The organism is Rhodocyclus tenuis, assembly GCF_014197755.1.
Taxonomy (GTDB): domain Bacteria; phylum Pseudomonadota; class Gammaproteobacteria; order Burkholderiales; family Rhodocyclaceae; genus Rhodocyclus; species Rhodocyclus tenuis.
The window spans coordinates 256,934-272,796 of the sequence record NZ_JACIGE010000002.1 but is presented as its reverse complement, the minus strand read 5'-3'; the positions used below and the strand labels follow the sequence as shown (position 1 = coordinate 272,796).

Genomic DNA, 15,863 nt, shown 5'->3' with positions numbered 1-15,863 from the left:
CTCAGCTGCCCAGCCGCAGTTCGCGGATGCTGCCGGCGGCGACGGCCACCGGCTGGTGTGTCGTCAGTACGGCCAGCCCGCCGCGTTGCAGGTGCGCGCCGATCAGGCCGGCGACCATGTCGACCGCGGCAACGTCGAGCGCGACGTAAGGCTCATCGAGGATCCACAGCGCGCGCCGCTCATGCACCAGCCGCGCCAGCGCGACGCGCCGCTTCTGCCCTTGCGACAGGTAACGGCAGGCGAGGTCTTCGCGGCCGGCGAGTCCAACCGTTTCCAGCGCGTCGAGCGCATTGTCCTCAGCCAGCGGCTCGCCGGCGAGCCGGGCCGAGGTGAGCAGGTTCTCGAGCGGCGTCAGCTCTTCCTTGATCGCGTTGTGGTGTCCGAGGTAACAGAGCTCGGCGCGGAATTCGCCGCCGAGCTTGGCCGTCGCTTGCCCGCGCCAGCGGATTTCGCCGGCGGCCGGCGCGGTCAGGCCGCAGAGCATGCGCAGCAGGCTGGTCTTGCCGGAGCCGTTGGCCCCCTGCAGAGACAGCAGTTCGCCCGCGTCGAGGCGAAAACCGACGCCGGCAAACAGGCGGCGCTCGCCGCGTACGCACTCCAGATTCGACGCTTCGAGCATGCGGCTAAGGGTCCGGGAAAACCATCGGGCGTTATTGTGCAGGCGCGAGTTTAGCCTTGGATTGACCAGAGTCAAAATCGGCGCCGGGCGCGTCTTCCCGATGGCACCGCCGCCGCCATGCCGATGGGCTCAATAGGCCGGTGGCGTCGTCGTCTGCAGCGCGTCGGCGTCGGCCGGCCAACGTTCTTCGAAAAGTAGCGATGCGAGCGGCAGGCGACGGCCCCAGCCGGCGTCCTCGAACATCGGCCGCGGGTAGAACTCGCGCACGCGGCCGATGCAGAGCACGGCGAGCGGGCGGGCGCCGGCGGGGAGCTCGAGCAGGGCGGCGAGCGCGTCGGGGTCGTAGAACGACACCCAGCCAAGACCGATGCCTTCGGTGCGTGCCGCCAGCCACATGTTCTGGATGGCACAGCCGAGCGAGGCGACGTCCATCTCGGGCAGCGTGCGCCGGCCGACGATGTGCGCTTCGCGCCCCGGCATCAGGCAGGCGACGAGCACTTCGGCGCAGTCGAGGATGCCCTCGATCTTGACTGCGCGGAACTCATCGTTGCGCGAGGGCAGCAGCTCCGCCGTGCGCAGGCGCTCGGCTTCGACCAGCGCGTGGATGCGCTCGCGCTGCTCGCGGCTGCGGATGCGGATGAAGCGCCAGGGCTGCATGAAGCCGACCGAGGGCGCCAGATGCGCGGCTTCGACGAGACGCTCGAGCGTGCCTTCGGGCAGTGCGTCGGCGACGAAATGGCGCATGTCGCGGCGTTCGCGCAGCGCGCGCCACAGCGCGGCGATCTCGGCATCGCTGTAGCGGTCGGCGTTCGGCGTGTCGTTCCGGGCTGCCGGCGCGTTCTTGGCGGCTGCCGGAACGGTGTCGTTGGAATTTGCGGAGGTATTCATCTGGAGTCTCGTTTACGGCAGGAACAGTTGCGCAGCGGCGCGCGGATTTGACGGAAAGTAGAAGTGCATGTAGCTCGCCGTCAGCCGCTGCTGGCGGTAGATCGCCTCGCCCGGCCGGCCATCGGCGCGCAGCGCGCGGGCGAACGGCGTCAGCGGCGTTTCGGCGCGAGAATAGTGGAAGCTGTGGCCGCGCAGTTCGTCGTCGGCAGTCGCTTCGCCGGCAGCCACCGGCAACCGTGCGGCGCACATGCCGAGCGCTGCGAGCCGGCGCTGCATGAAAATCTCGCCGGGCAGCAGTCCGGCCATGGCGTGGCGTCGGCCGTCGCCATCGGTGATGCCGGCGAACAGCGTCATCATGCCGCCGCATTCGGCGAGCAGCGGCTTGCCGGCGGCGACATGCGCGGCCAGCGCCGACCACAGCGCGCTCTGCGCCGCGAGGCGTTCGCCGTGCAGTTCGGGGTAACCGCCGGGCAGCCACACCGCGTCGCAGTCGGGCAGCGCTTCGCCGGCCAGCGGCGAGAAGAAGACGAGCGTCGCACCGAGTGCGCGCAGGCAGTCGAGGTTGGCCGGGTAGAGGAAGCAGAAGGCGGCGTCGCGCGCGACGGCGATGCGCCGGCCGGCGAGCAGCCCGGCAATCGCCGGCGCCCGGCTGGCGGCGATGCGCGAGAAATCGAGCGGCGGCGGCAGTGTCGCCGCGGCGGTGGGCGCCAGCAGGTCGGCGAGACGGTCGAGGCGTGCGTCGAGTTCGGCAATTTCGCCGGCCGGCAGCAGGCCGAGATGGCGTTCGGGCAGCGCGCTGTCGGCATCGCGTGCCAGTGAACCGTACCAGTCGATGTCGGCCGGCAGTCCGGCGCGCAGCAGTTCGGCGTGGCGTTCGCCGGCGACACGGTTGGCCAGCGCGCCGACGAGGTTCGTTCCCGGCCGGTAGTGCTTGAGACCGTGCGCGATGGCGCCGAAGGTGGCGGCCATCGACGCGCCGTTGATCACGGCGAGGATCGGCAGTCCGAAGCGCGCGGCGATCTCGGCACCCGAGGGCTCGCCGTCGTAGAGGCCCATCACGCCTTCGACCAGGATCAGGTCGGATTCCCTGGCTGCGGCGGCGAGCCGCCAGGCGCCGTCGGCCTCGCCGCACATCCACAGGTCGAGGTTGTAACAGTCGGCGCCGGCGGCGACGCGGTGGATCTGAGGGTCGAGAAAGTCCGGGCCGCACTTGAACACGCGCACGCGCCGGCCGAGTCGCGTGTGCAGGCGCGCCAGCGCGGCGACGATCGTCGTCTTGCCCTGGCCGGAAGCGGGGGCGGCGATGAATAGCGCCGGGCAGGCAGTGGTGGTGTTCATGGTTCGCTTAGCGCGGGATGAAACAGCTGCGGCCATCGATATTGGCGGCAAGCAAGGGGTGCTGGTAGAGCGCCGACAGACGCTCGGCGGTGAGCATTGCCGCAACCGGACCTTCCTCGGCACGGCCGTCGCCGTGGAGCAGCAGCGCGCGGTCGGCAAAGCGCAGCGCGAGGCCGGGATCGTGCAGCGACATGGCGACGGCGACGCCGTCTTGGGCGGCGCTGGCGAAGAGTTCGAGCAGCGCGATCTGGTGGTTGAGGTCGAGGTGCGCGATCGGTTCGTCGAGCAGATAGAGCTGCGGCGCCTGCGCCAGCAGCGTGGCAACGGCCAGTCGCTGGCGTTCGCCACCGGACAGCGTGAGTACGTCGCGCGCTTCGAAGCCCTGCAGACCGACGGCGGCGAGCGCCTGCCGCGCGATGTCGGCGTCGTCGGCCGATTCCCAGTGCCAGCGGCCGAGATGCGGATGACGGCCGGTAAGCGCGGTTTCCAGCGCGGTCGAACCGAAGGCGTCTTCGCGTTGCTGCGCCAGCCAGCCGCGGCAGCGCGCCGACTGGCGCGGACCGAGCGCGGCGTAAGTCTGGCCGGCCAGCAGCAGCTCGCCGCTGGCCGGCGCGCGCAGCCCGGCCAGCGTTGTCAGCAGCGTCGTCTTGCCGGCGCCGTTGCGACCGAGGATGGCCAGACGTTCGCCGGCGGCAAGCTTGAGATCGAGCGCGTCGCAGACCGGCTTGCCGGCGATGCTCACCTTGAGCGCGCGCGTTTCGAGCAGCGGTGTGCTGGTGTTCATGGTCAACGCCTCGCCAGCGGCGCGCGCGCCAGCAGATAGAGAAAGACGGGGACGCCGATCAGCGCGGTCAGCACGCCGACCGGAAGCTGTTGCGGCGCAACGACGGTGCGCGCCAGCGTGTCGGCGATCACCAGCAGGCTGCCGCCGGCGAGCGCGGCGGCGGGCAGCAGCAGGCGCTGGTCGTTGCCGAGCGCGAGGCGCACCAGATGCGGAACGATCAGGCCGATGAAGCCGATCGAGCCAGCGTAGGTGACGACGATGGCGGTGGCCAGCGAGGCGACCAGATAGACGCCAGCGCGCAGGCGGCCGACGGCGACGCCGAGCGTCTGCGCCGTGTCGGCGCCACGCGCCAGCAGATTGAGTTCGCGCGCGAAGGGCAGCGCGACGGCGAGCACCAGCGCCAGCGCCGCCAGCGGCAGCAGCGGGTCGCCGCCTTGTGCCAGGTCGCCCATCAGCCAGAAGAGCATGCCGTGCAGCTTGTGTTCGGGCGCCACCGACAGGGTCAGCGCGACCACCGCGCCGCAGCCGGCGGCAACGATGACGCCGGTGAGCAAGAGCCGCGTCTGCGTCCAGCCGCCGTCGCCGTGCGCCAGTCCGAAGACCAGCAGCATGGCGGCGAGTGCGCCGACGAAGGCGAGGCCGTTCACGCCGCTCACCGACAGGCCGAAGAGGATCGCGAACATGGCGCCGACACCGGCGCCGCCGGAAATGCCGAGTACGTATGGGTCGGCCAGCGGGTTGCGCAGCAGCACCTGCAAGAGCGCGCCGGCCAGCGCCAGCAGCGCGCCGCAGGCGAAACCGCCGAGCGCACGCGGCAGGCGCAGGCTGCGCACCACATCGCCGCTCATGCCGTCGCTGCCGCTCGCGAACAGCGTGGCGAAAACCTCGTTCAGCGGCACGTGGATGCTGCCCACCGACAGCGCCAGCGCAATGCTCAGCAACGCCAGCCCGGCGAGGACGGCGAGGATGAGTACGGCGCGGCGGCGGGTGGGCATCGGCCGATTTTACTTCTGTGCGTAGCGGATGCCGACGAAAACGCTGGCGCCGGGGGTGAAGTAGTCCTGCACCAGCGTGTATTGCTTGTCGAAGACGTTGTTGGCGCGGACGAACAGCGAGACCTCCCGGTCTATGCGGTAGCTGGCGTTCAGGTTGAGCAGCGTGTAGCCGCCCAGGCGAACGATGCGCTGCCGCCCGGGGGCGCTGGCGGCGTAGACCGAGTCGTTGCGCATGCTGCTGCTGACGAGTTCGCTGCCGAAGGACCAGCGGCCGCTCTGGTAGTCGGCGCCGAGGCTCGCATGCTCGCGCGAGCGGCGCAGCAGCCGGTCGTCGCTGGTTTCGTTGCGCGGGTCCTGCAGGTCGATGCTGGTGCGCAGCGAGAACGGCCCGTAGTTGCCCTTCCAGGCGAGCGTCCAGCCGGTGATGCGCGCCGCGATGTTGCGCGGTTCCTTGGTGGCGCCCGAGTAGTAGGCCCATTCGATGAAGTTGTCGATGCGGTTGTCGAACCAGGTCAGCGATGCCTTCTGCTGCGGCGTGTCGTAGTGCAGCGACAGCTCGCGGTTGCGCGCGTACTCGGGCTTGAGGTCCGGGTTGCCGACGCCCATGCCGGGAATGTTCGAGTACAGGTCGTTCAGCGTCGGCAGCTTGAACGCCGTGCCGTAGGCAGCGGCAGCACGCCAGGCGTCGGTGAACTGGTAGCCGTAGGACGCCGCGCCGGTGCTTTTTGCTGTCTGTCCGGAAACGTCATCGTGGCGGGCGTTGAACTGCCAGCGATGGGCGCCGGCGGCAGCGCCCCAGCCGGCGAGCAGCGAGCTGATCGTGCGTCCGGTCTTGTCGTAGCGTCCCGACGTCGTCAGATCCTGCTTCAGCCATTCGGCGGCCACGAGTGCGCGGCCGAGCGGCAGGTCGATGTCGTTCTGCCAGGAAACCTGATCCTGCTCGGTGCGGTAGTAGTTCTTGGGTACGCCGTCGGTGTGGTCGGTCGAGTCGTCGATCGAGTGGCCAAGGCGAACGCTGCTCTGCCACGCGGGACGAAGGCGGTTGCGTGAATACAGGCTGTAGCTGCTGACGCTGTTGTCGATGCGGTAGTCCTTGGTCTTGCTCAGACCGTCGTACTGGTTGCGCCCGTCGCTGCTGAAAGCGTTCAGGCCGACTTCGTTGTCGGCGTCAAATTGATAGGCGAGCTTGCCGCTGAAGCTGCTGTCGCGAAAGCCGTCCTTGTCCGGGTTGGCGTTGAGCTTGTTCGAGTAGCCCGCCGTTTCGTCGCGCGCTGCCTGGAAGCTGTACTTCCAGCGTTCTGCCTGGCCGCTGACGCCGGCCGTCAGCCGCGTGGTGTTGTAAGTGCCGTAGCCGGCTTCGGCGTTGAATCTGGCCGGGCCGCTGCCCTGCCGGGTGAATATCTGGATGACGCCGCCAATGGCGTCGGCGCCGTAGAGCGAGGATGCCGGGCCGCGCAGGATCTCGATGCGCTCGATCTGGGATAGCGGAATCCGCGACAGGCTCGCCTTGCCCATCGTCGCGGTATTGATGCGCATGCCGTCGATCAGCACCAGCGCGTGTTCGCTGTTGCTGCCGCGGATGTAGAGGCTCATCGTGCTGCCGGCACCGCCGTTGGCATCGAATTCGATGCCCGCTTGCCGGCCGAGCAACTCCGGCAGGCTGCTTTGTCCGGCGGCTTCGATTTCTTCGCGCGTGATGACCGAGACGTCGCTGAGCAAGTCGTTGCTGCGCGCTTCCTGGCGGGTGGCGGTGACGATGATCGGGTCGATTGCGTCCGCGGCGCGTGTTGCATCCGCAGCAAGAACGAGAAGAAGCGTGGCCAGCGTTTTCGTCGCTCGAAGGGGGTGGATGGTGTTCATGAAATCTCCGCATGCAGGCGCGCTCGCGCACGCCCGTATTCGTTCAGGTGTGCGAATGGCCGCCGCCGCCGCCGCCGGTGTCCGGCGCGGCGGCGGGGCGAAGCGTGTTGGCTACTTCTGCTGGTAGCGGACGCCGACGAAAACGCTGGCGCCGGGGACGCCGTAGTCGCGCACAATTTCGTAATCGCGGTCGAAAATGTTGTTCGCACGGGCGAATAGCGTCCATTCGCGGTCGAGGCGCTGTTCGACGAACAGGTTAAGCAGGGCATAGCCACCTTGACGTTGCCTGTTGGTGGCGTCGTTGAAACGATCGCCGACTGCCTGCCACTCGCCTCCGAGTTTCGTTACGCCGTGGGTCCACGCGAGGTGGACTTTCAACTGTTCGTCGGCACGGTGCGCCAGGCGACGGCCGGTATCGTCATCGCGCGCGCGCTGCAGGTCGATCGTGACGCCGCCGGAGAAATCGCCATGACTGCCGCGGTAGGCGAGCGAGGTGCCCGAGAGTGTCGCTTTGCCAACGTTACTCGGCAGGTAAGTCGGCGGCGGCGAGATGATCAAATCCTCGACCTTGTTATGGAAGTAGGTAGCGGACAAGCGTTGCCCCTGCTTTTCCCAAGTCACGCTGCCTTCGGCGTTGCGCGAGTTCTCCGGCTTGAGATTCGGGTTGGAGTAGCCGGGATAATAAAGATGACTGAACGAAGGGGCCTTGAATGCCGTTCCATAGGACATGCCGGCGCGCAATTCGGGAGAGAACTGATAGCCGTATGCGGCTGATCCCGTGGTTTTGCCGCCGAATTGCGAATTGTCGTCGTGGCGCAGGTTGAACTGCAGTCGATTGTCGCCGATGCTGCCATTCCATCCAGTCAGCAGGGACTTGACGCTGCGTTCACGCGACAGAGCCGCCGACGTTGCCGAAAGCTCTTCCTTCAGATATTCGGTCGCAATCAGTGCCCGACCAAGCGGTAGCTGGATGTCGTTTTGCCAGGAAGCCTGGTCCTGGCGGGTGTGGAAGACGTCGGCAGCGATGCCGTTGTTGAGATTGGTCGAGTCATCGAAACTGCGTCCGACGCGCAGCGTGCTGGTCCAGTCGCTAGTCAGGCGGTTGCGCGAGTAGAGCGACACGCTGCCGATATCCTGCTGGGCGGCTTTGTCGTTGGTGGCGCCGTCGTCGTAGTGGCTCTTGCCGTTGGCGAGCAGGAAGCTGGCGCCAACTTCGTGGCCAGCTGCCGGGCGAATCGCGAGGCTGCCACTGGTGCTCTGGTTGCGGAAGCCGTCGCGGTCGGCGTTATAGATGCCCCAAGGTGCTTGCGGATTGCGGACGGTACTGAAGCCCTTGGTCTCGTAATGGCCGGCTTGCAGACTGTAGGAGACGGTCTCGTTGCCGCCGGAGACACCGAGCGTGCTGTCGCTGGTGCCGTAGCTACCGTAGCCGGTGCTGGCGTTGATGCGCGCCGGGCCTTCGCCGCGGCGAGTAAATATCTGGATGACGCCGCCGATGGCGTCGGCGCCGTAGAGCGATGACGCTGGGCCGCGCAGGATTTCGATGCGCTCGATCTGTGCAAGTGGCAGGCGCGAGAAGTCGGGACCGCCCATGAGCGAGCCGAAGCGTTGGCCGTCTATCAGAACTACCGTGTGGTCGCTGTTGGCGCCGCGAATGGATACGCTGCTGCTGCTTCCTGGGCCGCCATTGGCCCAGAACTCGATGCCCGGTTGCTGCGCGAGCAATTGCTCGATGCTCGTCTGTCCGGCCTGTTCGATCTGCTCGCGTGAGATCACCGTCACGTCGGAGAGGAGTTCGTTGCTGCGTGCTTCCTGGCGCGTTGCAGTGACGAAAATGGTGTCGCTGTCAGCTGCCTGCGCGCCGGATGCAAAGCAGCTGGCAAGGGCGGCGGCGAGCGGAGCGATGCACTGCAGGGTAATGCCGGCCGTGGCGTGCCGAAGGGGCTTCTGATGCTTCATGGATGTTTTCTCCCTGACTCCGGCAGGCGTCCCCGCGTACCGGATGATCGATGTGTGGAAACATCGGGAGAGAAACGTCGGTCGGGCGTGCCAAGGCCCAGCTGCCGCCGTCGCCTCCCCGCGACGCTTCCGCTCTTCGTGCCAAGGCCGGTATCCGGGCTCGCGAGTCTTGATGCGTCGCCTTCCCAGGTGTTCACCCAGTGGCATATCGACGCACCCGCACTCGCTGACCGTTGCGGGGGCAGCGCAGGCTTTGCATCCCTGAAGGACGCGCACCTGCTTCCCGTTTAACCGCTGCGAAGAAATCGCGCGCGGCACCTTGCACGTTGTCTTGCCGCCCACAGGCGGCAAGAGCGCGAATTATAGGCGTGGCGTCCTTACGCGGCGTCGTTCGCGCAGGAAAGCGCGCTGCCGGGCCGCTGCCGGCGTTGTTTGGCTGCAACGAGCGACTTGCGCCGGCCCTGTGCTTTTCCGATAAACAACTTTCAAAAAAGCAGCTTAGTCCTTGACCGGTTGTGGTTTTTCCCTCTATATTCGCCGCCATGGTCAATGAACTCAACGCGCTCGAGAGCAAGATCGCCCAAGTGGCGGCCTTGTGCCGTTCACTGCGCGCCGAGAATTCGGAGCTGCGCCTGCAGCTCTCGGCCGCCGAGGCAGACCGGGTGCGCGCGATTCAGCGCATGGACCTGGCGCGCGAACGCATTGAGGCGCTCGCGCTGCAACTGCCGGGTTCGGCTGAAGACGCTGCCGATCCGGCGTGCACAGACTGAGGTTGCGCCATGTCCGACGAAAGCCGCTTCCTCGATATCTCTCTGCTCGGCAAGGAGTACCGCGTCGCCTGTCCGCCGAACGAGCGCGAGGCGCTGCTCGCGGCGGTCGCGCTGGTCGACGGCAAGATGCACGAGATCGCCGAGAAGACGAAGAGCAATATCGCCGAGCGTATCGCCGTCATGGCCGCGCTCAACATCGCTCACGAACACCTGAGCTTCCGCGACGAGCAGGCGCGGCTGGCAAAAACCGGCGCTGAGCACACTGACATAGCGAAAAATCCGGGTTTGGATTTCGGCGCGGTCCGTCGTAGAATCGTCGACATGGAGGCACAGCTTGACGTGGTTCTCCGGCCACAGGAAAAGCTGCTCTAGCGGGTCTTCGGAGTTGTTATTGCCGATCCGTCTGCCTGCCTCCGCCAAGTGTTCCCTGCGGTGTTCGTCAAGGTCATACATTCCTTGAACCAATGCTGTATGGCGTCGGCTGCTGACCGTTGAAACCGCTGTTGTGCGCGCCCTTCGCCGGGTGTGCCTGAAGCGGGAGGGAAGTGGCCAAACTGAACCCAGGTTCAGGATGCCGGCCTGACGGCACTCGCGGGGAGCCAGAATGCGACAGCGCGGAAAGCCTGCTTTCCGCGCTGTTTCTACTTTGGGCCTGCCTTTGATGCATCGGCTCCGGCAAGGCGAAACGGAGTGAGCCGATGTACGCCGCCGGTTCCCTTGCTTGCCCGTTCATCGTCGCCGGTCCGGCTTGGAGCGTTGCTTGATCTGGTTGCTGTCCTATCTGGCGCTGGGCCTCTTTGCCGGCTTTTTTGCCGGCATGCTCGGCATCGGCGGCGGTACGGTGATGACGCCGTTGCTGGTGATGCTGTTTGCGGCGCAGGCGGGTTTTCCTGCTGGCGAGATATTGCATCTTGCCCTCGGCACCTCGATGGCGACGATCCTGTTCACCTCGCTTTCCAGTCTGCGCGAGCATCACCGGCATGGCGCCGTGCTCTGGCCGGTGGTGCTGACGATCACGCCGGGAATCCTCTGCGGTACGCTGGCCGGCACGCTGCTCGCTGCACGCGTTCCGGCGCAGCCTTTGGCGATCTTTTTTGCGGCCTTTGTCTGCATCGTCGCGCTGCAGATGCTGCTCAACCTGAAGCCGAAACCGACGCGCGAGCTGCCGGGCAAAGGCGGGCTGTTTGGCGTCGGCGCCGGCATCGGCGCGGTGTCGGCACTGGTGGCGATCGGTGGCGGCGCGCTCACCGTGCCCTTCCTCTCCTGGTGCAATGTGCGTGTACACAACGCGATCGGTACGTCTTCGGCGATCGGTTTTCCGATCGCCGTCGGTGCATCGCTCGGCTACATCTTCAACGGCTGGGGCCATGCCGGCTTGCCGCCGTGGAGCTTGGGCTTTGTCTATCTGCCGGCATTGGCCTGCCTAGCGGTGGCGAGCATGCTGGCGGCGCCGCTCGGCGCGAAGACGGCGCATCGTCTGCCGGTAGCGACGCTGAAACGGGTTTTCGCCGTGCTGCTCATCCTGTTGGCGACGAAGATGGTGTTCGACATCTTCACCGCCGGCTGAGCGCGCTCGTCAATGCGCCGGCGTGTGTTTGACGCCGGCGCCTCTGCGTACCGGTCGCCGCTCTAGCAGCCGCGAAACTCCGGCTTGCGTTTCTCGAGGAAGGCGTGCAGCCCTTCCTGATAGTCGGCGCTGTCGAGGTAGGCAAAGGAGCTGCGCAGCTCGTCGGCGCTGAGCGCTTCCGGGGCTTGCAGGCGGCGTACCCACTGCTTGTGCCAGCGCGCGACCAGCGGTGCGCCTTCGGCGATGCGCCGGGCGCAGGCGTCGACTTCGGCGTCGAGTTGCGCATCGGGAATGACGCGCGTCACCAGTCCGCGCATCAGCGCTTCGTCGGCGTCGAGGATGCGCCCTTCGATGAGCAGTTCCAGCGTCGTTGCCGGTCCGGCCAGGCGCAGCAGGCCCTGCATTTCTTCCGGATACATCGAGAAGCCGAGCCGGTTGATCGGCACGCCGAAGCGCGCCGTCTTGCTGCACAGGCGCAGGTCGCACTGACTGGCGATTTCGAGGCCGCCGCCCATGCAGGGGCCTTCAATGGCGGCGATGGTCGGGTGCGGGCACTCGGCGATGGCGCGCAACGCGCCGACGACTTCGGCGTGATAGATCTGCGCGTGTTCAAGCGTTTCGCGTTCGGTCAGGAATTCCTCGATGTCGCCGCCGGCAGCAAAGGCTTCGCCGCCAGCGCCGCGCAGGACGACGCAGCGCAGCGTGTCGTCGGCAGCAAGGCTGCGCAGCGTTGCCGCCAGCGCGCGCCACATGCCGAGGTCGAGCGCGTTGCGTTTGGCCGGATGGTCGAGTGTGACCGTGGCCGTGTTGTTGTTGATCTGACAGAGAATGCGACCGCTCATGATGATTGACGTAGGTAGTGATGAAAGAAGGTCAAGGCGCAGGAGGCTGCACTGCGCAGCGCAGCGGAGCAGCCGTTTCCCGGGCGAGCAGCGGCGTCGCTGGTCTGAATACGGGGCCGATCATTTTGGCGCTGTGCTGACGGTTTGCCGTAGTGCCCAAAGCTCAAGCAGCCGGGGGGCGTGCGCCGAGTGGACGGGCGAGCGCCTTGCGGCCGGCGAGCAGGTGATCCCGCATCGCTGCTTCGGCGGCGTCGGCATCGCGCTGGCGCAGGGCGGCCATGATCACCTGGTGTTCGGCCATGGCTTGCTGCAGGCGGCCGTCGACGGTGAGTGAATACATGCGCGTCAGTTTGAGTACCTTGCGCAGATCCTGCGCCAGTTGCAGCAGCCAGCGATTGCCGGAAAGCTCCTGGATCAGCCGGTGGAAGTCCTGATTGGCTTCGAAGAACAGGTCGACCTGGTTGGCGGCGGCGTAGGACTCGAGCCTGGCGTGGATTTCCTCGAGTCGTGCGAGGTCTTCGGGCTGACACTTGCGGGCGGCTTCCCAGGCGCTGCGACCCTCGAGCATCGCCATCAGCGGAAAGATGTCGTCGAGGTCCTGCTCGGAAACTTCGGTCACATAGCAGCCGCGCCGCGGCTTCAGGGTCACCAGTCCCTCTGTGGCCAGCACCTTGAGCGCTTCGCGCAGCGGCGTGCGGCTGATGCCGTAATCGGCAGCGAGCGCCTGCTCGTCGACCCAGTCGCCCGGTGCCAGTTCGTGAGCGAAAATGCTCTGCCGCAGCCGCTCGGCGACTTCGAGATAAAGGGCGGTCTGCGCGATGCGTGCGGGGGGCGCGACGCCGCCCGGAGCGTCGCCGTTTCTGGCGCTGTTTCCGGCGTCGCCGACAGGCGTCGAATTGGGTGGTTGCGGCCTTGCATTCATAATTATGGATACAGTATTATCAAGGGTTTCGAGTGTCAAGCTCGCGCGTTGTCTTGCCCGGCGTCGATGCCCGGCAGGCGTCGGCAGGCGCTTCGTCGATCCGCTTTCGTGAAAGGTTCTTACATGTCCCAATCGAGCAAGCCCGCCCAGTTTGATTCCACGCAGCTCGACGCATGGAAGAAAGCCGCCGCCAAATCTGCGCCGGGGGGCGACGTCGACGCGCTGACCTGGGTAACGCCCGAGGGGCTCGCGGTCAAGCCGCTGTACACCAAAGCCGACGTCGCCGGTCTGCCGAACGCCGATACGCTACCGGGTTTTGCGCCCTTCGTGCGCGGCCCGCAGGCGACGATGTACGCGGTGCGGCCGTGGACGATCCGCCAGTACGCCGGCTTCTCCACCGCTGAGGCGTCCAACGCTTTCTATCGCAAGGCGCTCGCCGCCGGTGCGCAAGGCGTTTCCGTCGCTTTCGACCTGGCGACGCACCGCGGCTACGATTCAGACCATCCGCGCGTTACCGGCGACGTCGGCAAGGCCGGCGTGGCGATCGACTCGATCGAGGACATGAAGATCCTGTTCGACGGCATCCCGCTCGACAAGGTGTCGGTGTCGATGACGATGAACGGCGCCGTGCTGCCGGTGCTCGCCGGCTACATCGTCGCCGCCGAGGAGCAGGGCGTTGCGCAGGACAAGCTGTCGGGGACCATCCAGAACGACATCCTCAAGGAGTTCATGGTCCGCAACACCTACATCTACCCGCCGGCGCCGTCGATGCGCATCATCGCCGACATCATCGGCTACACCGCGCAGCACATGCCGAAGTTCAACTCGATCTCGATTTCGGGTTACCACATCCAGGAAGCCGGTGCGACGCAGGCGCTGGAACTGGCGTTCACACTCGCTGATGGCCGCGAGTACGTGAAGACCGCGCTCGCGTCGGGGCTCGATGTCGATGCCTTCGCCGGCCGGCTGTCGTTCTTCTTCGCCATCGGCATGAACTTCTACCTCGAAGTCGCCAAGCTGCGCGCTGCCCGCTTGCTGTGGCACCGCATCATGAGCGATTTCAAGCCGAACAATCCGAAGTCGCTGATGCTGCGCACGCACTGCCAGACATCGGGCTGGTCGCTGACCGAGCAGGACCCGTACAACAACGTCGTGCGCACCACCATCGAGGCGATGGCTGCGGTGTTCGGCGGCACGCAGTCGCTGCACACCAACGCGCTCGACGAAGCAATCGCGCTGCCGACCGAGTTCTCGTCGCGCATCGCGCGCAACACGCAGTTGATCATCCAGGAAGAAACGGCAATCACCAAGGTCGTTGATCCTTGGGGTGGTTCGTACATGATGGAGTCGCTGACGCAGGACATCGCCGACAAGGCTTGGGCGCTGATCGCGGAAGTCGAAGCCATGGGCGGCATGACCAAGGCGGTCGAATCGGGCTGGGCCAAACTGAAGATCGAGGAATGCGCTGCCGACAAGCAGGCACGCATCGACTCGGGCAAGGACGTCATCGTCGGCGTGAACAAGTACCGGCTGGCCGAAGAGGCGCCGATCGAGATTCTCGACATCGACAACGTCGCCGTGCGCGATTCACAGATCGTCAGGCTGCAAAAGATCCGCGCCACGCGCGACAATGCGGCGGTGACGGCAGCCCTCGCGGCGCTGACCAACTGCGCCGCCGGCGCCGAAGGCAACCTGCTCGCGCTGGCCGTTGATGCGGTGCGTGCGCGTGCTTCGGTCGGCGAGATTTCCGACGCGCTGGAAAAGGTCTGGGGCCGTTTCCGCGCCACCACGCAAACCGTTTCCGGAGTCTATGGCGCCGTGCTCGAAGACGACAATGGCTGGAACTCGCTGAAGGCCGAGATCGACCAGTTCGCCGAAGAAACCGGCCGCCGGCCGCGCGTGATGATCGCCAAGCTCGGCCAGGACGGTCACGACCGCGGCGCCAAGGTGGTTGCCAGCGCCTTCGCCGACCTCGGCTTCGACATCGACGTCGGTCCGCTCTTCCAGACGCCGGAAGAAGCCGCACGGCAGGCGATCGAGAACGACGTGCACGCCGTCGGCATGTCGACGCTGGCCGCCGGCCACAAGACGCTGGCGCCGGCGCTGATCCAGGCGCTCAAGGCGCAGGGCGCCGACGACATCATCGTCTTCGTCGGCGGTGTCGTGCCGGCGCAGGACTATGCCTTCCTCTTCCAGTCCGGCGTACGTGCCGTCTTCGGTCCGGGAACGCGGATCGAGGATTCGGCGCGCCGCGTGCTCGAAGAGATCCGCAAGATTACCGACTGACGCAAACGGCCCGGCCCGATGCGCGAGCCCACGCCGTCGCTTTCGCCCGTTGATCAGGCACTGGTCGACGGCGTTCGCACGCGTGGCCGGCGCGCGCTGGCGAAGACCATCACGCTGATCGAATCGACTCGTGCCGATCATCAGCAGCGCGCGCGCGCTGTCGTCGCTGAGCTGCTGCCGCACAGCGGCAATTCGATCCGCATCGGCATTTCCGGCTCGCCGGGTGCCGGCAAATCGACCTTCATCGAAGCACTCGGCAATCACCTGCTCGACGCCGGCCATCGGCTGGCGGTGCTGGCTGTCGATCCTTCGTCGTCGATTTCAGGTGGCTCGATCCTCGGCGACAAGACGCGCATGGAAAGCCTGTGCCAGCGCGAGGAAGCCTTCATCCGGCCGAGCCCGTCGGCGGGCAGCTTAGGCGGTGTCGCCGAGATGACGCGCGAGGCGATCCTCGTCTGCGAAGCCGCCGGTTTCGACGTCATCATCGTCGAGACGGTCGGCGTCGGTCAGAGCGAGACCACCGTCGCCGGCATGGTCGATGTCTTCGTCCTGCTGCAGTTGCCGAACGCCGGTGACGATCTGCAGGCGATGAAAAAGGGCATCGTCGAGATCGCCGACCTCGTCGTCATCAACAAGGCCGACATCGATCCGCGCGCCGCCGCTGTCGCGCGCAGCCAGATGCAGACGGCAATGTCGATGCTGCGCCCGAGCATCGCCGGTTGGCGGCCGGCGGTGCTGGTCCTGTCGGCGCTGCAGAAGCAGGGAATCGACGCCTTCTGGGCTGAAATCGAACGTTACCGGACAAACATGACGGCCTGCGGCGAATTCGCCGCCCGCCGCCAGCGGCAGGCACTAGACTGGATGTGGGCGCAGATCGATTCCGGATTGCGCCGGCGTTTTCACGCCCATCCGGCAGTGCGCGCCGAACTCGAACCCCTCTCCGCAGCGGTCGCGGCCGGGCGCACGACGCCCGCCGCAGCTGCGCAAACCCTGCTCGACCATTTGCAGGTTCGCTGATTCTGAATCCGAACTT

General features: G+C 66.5%; 14 protein-coding genes, 1 other RNA gene and 1 riboswitch. Of the genes, 6 read left to right on the top strand and 9 right to left on the bottom strand.

The features are described 5' to 3' along the window. Position 1 precedes the first annotated feature (1 nt). The 7 genes from ccmA to GGD90_RS03830 all read right to left on the bottom strand — a co-directional run bounded on the left by ccmA (position 2) and on the right by GGD90_RS03830 (position 8,443). The gene (ccmA, locus tag GGD90_RS03860; RefSeq protein WP_153115963.1) at positions 2-619 is read right to left on the bottom strand and encodes a cytochrome c biogenesis heme-transporting ATPase CcmA; all 618 of its coding nucleotides are present in this window, start codon (positions 617-619) and stop codon (positions 2-4) included. A gap of 129 nt (positions 620-748) precedes the next feature. Next, positions 749-1,507: a 5,6-dimethylbenzimidazole synthase gene (bluB, locus tag GGD90_RS03855; protein WP_153115961.1), complete on the bottom strand. Its 759-nt coding sequence runs from the start codon at positions 1,505-1,507 to the stop codon at positions 749-751. A 12-nt stretch (positions 1,508-1,519) separates the two neighbouring features. Beyond that, positions 1,520-2,845, bottom strand: coding sequence for a cobyrinate a,c-diamide synthase (locus GGD90_RS03850; protein WP_153115959.1), 1,326 nt, complete (start codon positions 2,843-2,845; stop codon positions 1,520-1,522). A gap of 7 nt (positions 2,846-2,852) precedes the next feature. Next, positions 2,853-3,629 (bottom strand): ABC transporter ATP-binding protein, encoded by a 777-nt coding sequence (locus GGD90_RS03845; protein WP_153115957.1) that lies wholly within the window; start codon positions 3,627-3,629, stop codon positions 2,853-2,855. A gap of 2 nt (positions 3,630-3,631) precedes the next feature. Beyond that, positions 3,632-4,624 carry a FecCD family ABC transporter permease gene (locus GGD90_RS03840; protein ID WP_153115955.1) on the bottom strand — a complete coding sequence of 331 codons (993 nt, stop codon included), beginning with the start codon at positions 4,622-4,624 and terminating at the stop codon, positions 3,632-3,634. Positions 4,625-4,633: 9 nt separating this feature from the next. Continuing rightward, on the bottom strand, positions 4,634-6,484 hold the full coding sequence (locus tag GGD90_RS03835) for a TonB-dependent receptor domain-containing protein (RefSeq protein WP_153115954.1): 1,851 nt from the start codon (positions 6,482-6,484) through the stop codon (positions 4,634-4,636). Positions 6,485-6,595: 111 nt separating this feature from the next. Beyond that, positions 6,596-8,443: a TonB-dependent receptor domain-containing protein gene (locus tag GGD90_RS03830; protein WP_153115953.1), complete on the bottom strand. Its 1,848-nt coding sequence runs from the start codon at positions 8,441-8,443 to the stop codon at positions 6,596-6,598. A gap of 127 nt (positions 8,444-8,570) precedes the next feature. Then, positions 8,571-8,780, bottom strand: a riboswitch (cobalamin riboswitch). 205 nt (positions 8,781-8,985) lie between these two features. Here GGD90_RS03830 and GGD90_RS03825 point away from each other — a divergent pair. The 4 genes from GGD90_RS03825 to GGD90_RS03815 all read left to right on the top strand — a co-directional run bounded on the left by GGD90_RS03825 (position 8,986) and on the right by GGD90_RS03815 (position 10,780). Beyond that, complete coding sequence (locus tag GGD90_RS03825; RefSeq protein ID WP_153115952.1) at positions 8,986-9,213, top strand: hypothetical protein; 228 nt, start codon at positions 8,986-8,988, stop codon at positions 9,211-9,213. Positions 9,214-9,222: 9 nt separating this feature from the next. Then, entirely contained in the window at positions 9,223-9,585 is a 363-nt protein-coding gene (locus GGD90_RS03820; protein WP_153115951.1) for a cell division protein ZapA, read from the top strand. A 49-nt stretch (positions 9,586-9,634) separates the two neighbouring features. Further along, a non-coding RNA gene (gene ssrS, locus GGD90_RS18435) (6S RNA) lies at positions 9,635-9,815 on the top strand. A 158-nt stretch (positions 9,816-9,973) separates the two neighbouring features. Next, positions 9,974-10,780 carry a sulfite exporter TauE/SafE family protein gene (locus tag GGD90_RS03815; protein WP_153115950.1) on the top strand — a complete coding sequence of 269 codons (807 nt, stop codon included), beginning with the start codon at positions 9,974-9,976 and terminating at the stop codon, positions 10,778-10,780. A 62-nt stretch (positions 10,781-10,842) separates the two neighbouring features. Here GGD90_RS03815 and GGD90_RS03810 read toward each other — a convergent pair whose 3' ends face one another. After that, entirely contained in the window at positions 10,843-11,622 is a 780-nt protein-coding gene (locus GGD90_RS03810) for an enoyl-CoA hydratase/isomerase family protein (protein WP_153115948.1), read from the bottom strand. Positions 11,623-11,785: 163 nt separating this feature from the next. Further along, positions 11,786-12,544, bottom strand: coding sequence for a GntR family transcriptional regulator (locus GGD90_RS03805; protein WP_153115946.1), 759 nt, complete (start codon positions 12,542-12,544; stop codon positions 11,786-11,788). A gap of 123 nt (positions 12,545-12,667) precedes the next feature. On the opposite strand from GGD90_RS03805, the gene scpA reads away from it, so the two are divergent. Both scpA and meaB read left to right on the top strand, forming a co-directional pair. After that, positions 12,668-14,830, top strand: coding sequence for a methylmalonyl-CoA mutase (scpA, locus tag GGD90_RS03800; RefSeq protein WP_153115945.1), 2,163 nt, complete (start codon positions 12,668-12,670; stop codon positions 14,828-14,830). 18 nt (positions 14,831-14,848) lie between these two features. Next, positions 14,849-15,847, top strand: a complete 999-nt coding sequence (gene meaB, locus GGD90_RS03795) for a methylmalonyl Co-A mutase-associated GTPase MeaB (RefSeq protein WP_153115944.1) — start codon at positions 14,849-14,851, stop codon at positions 15,845-15,847. The last annotated feature ends 16 nt before the right edge of the window (positions 15,848-15,863 follow it).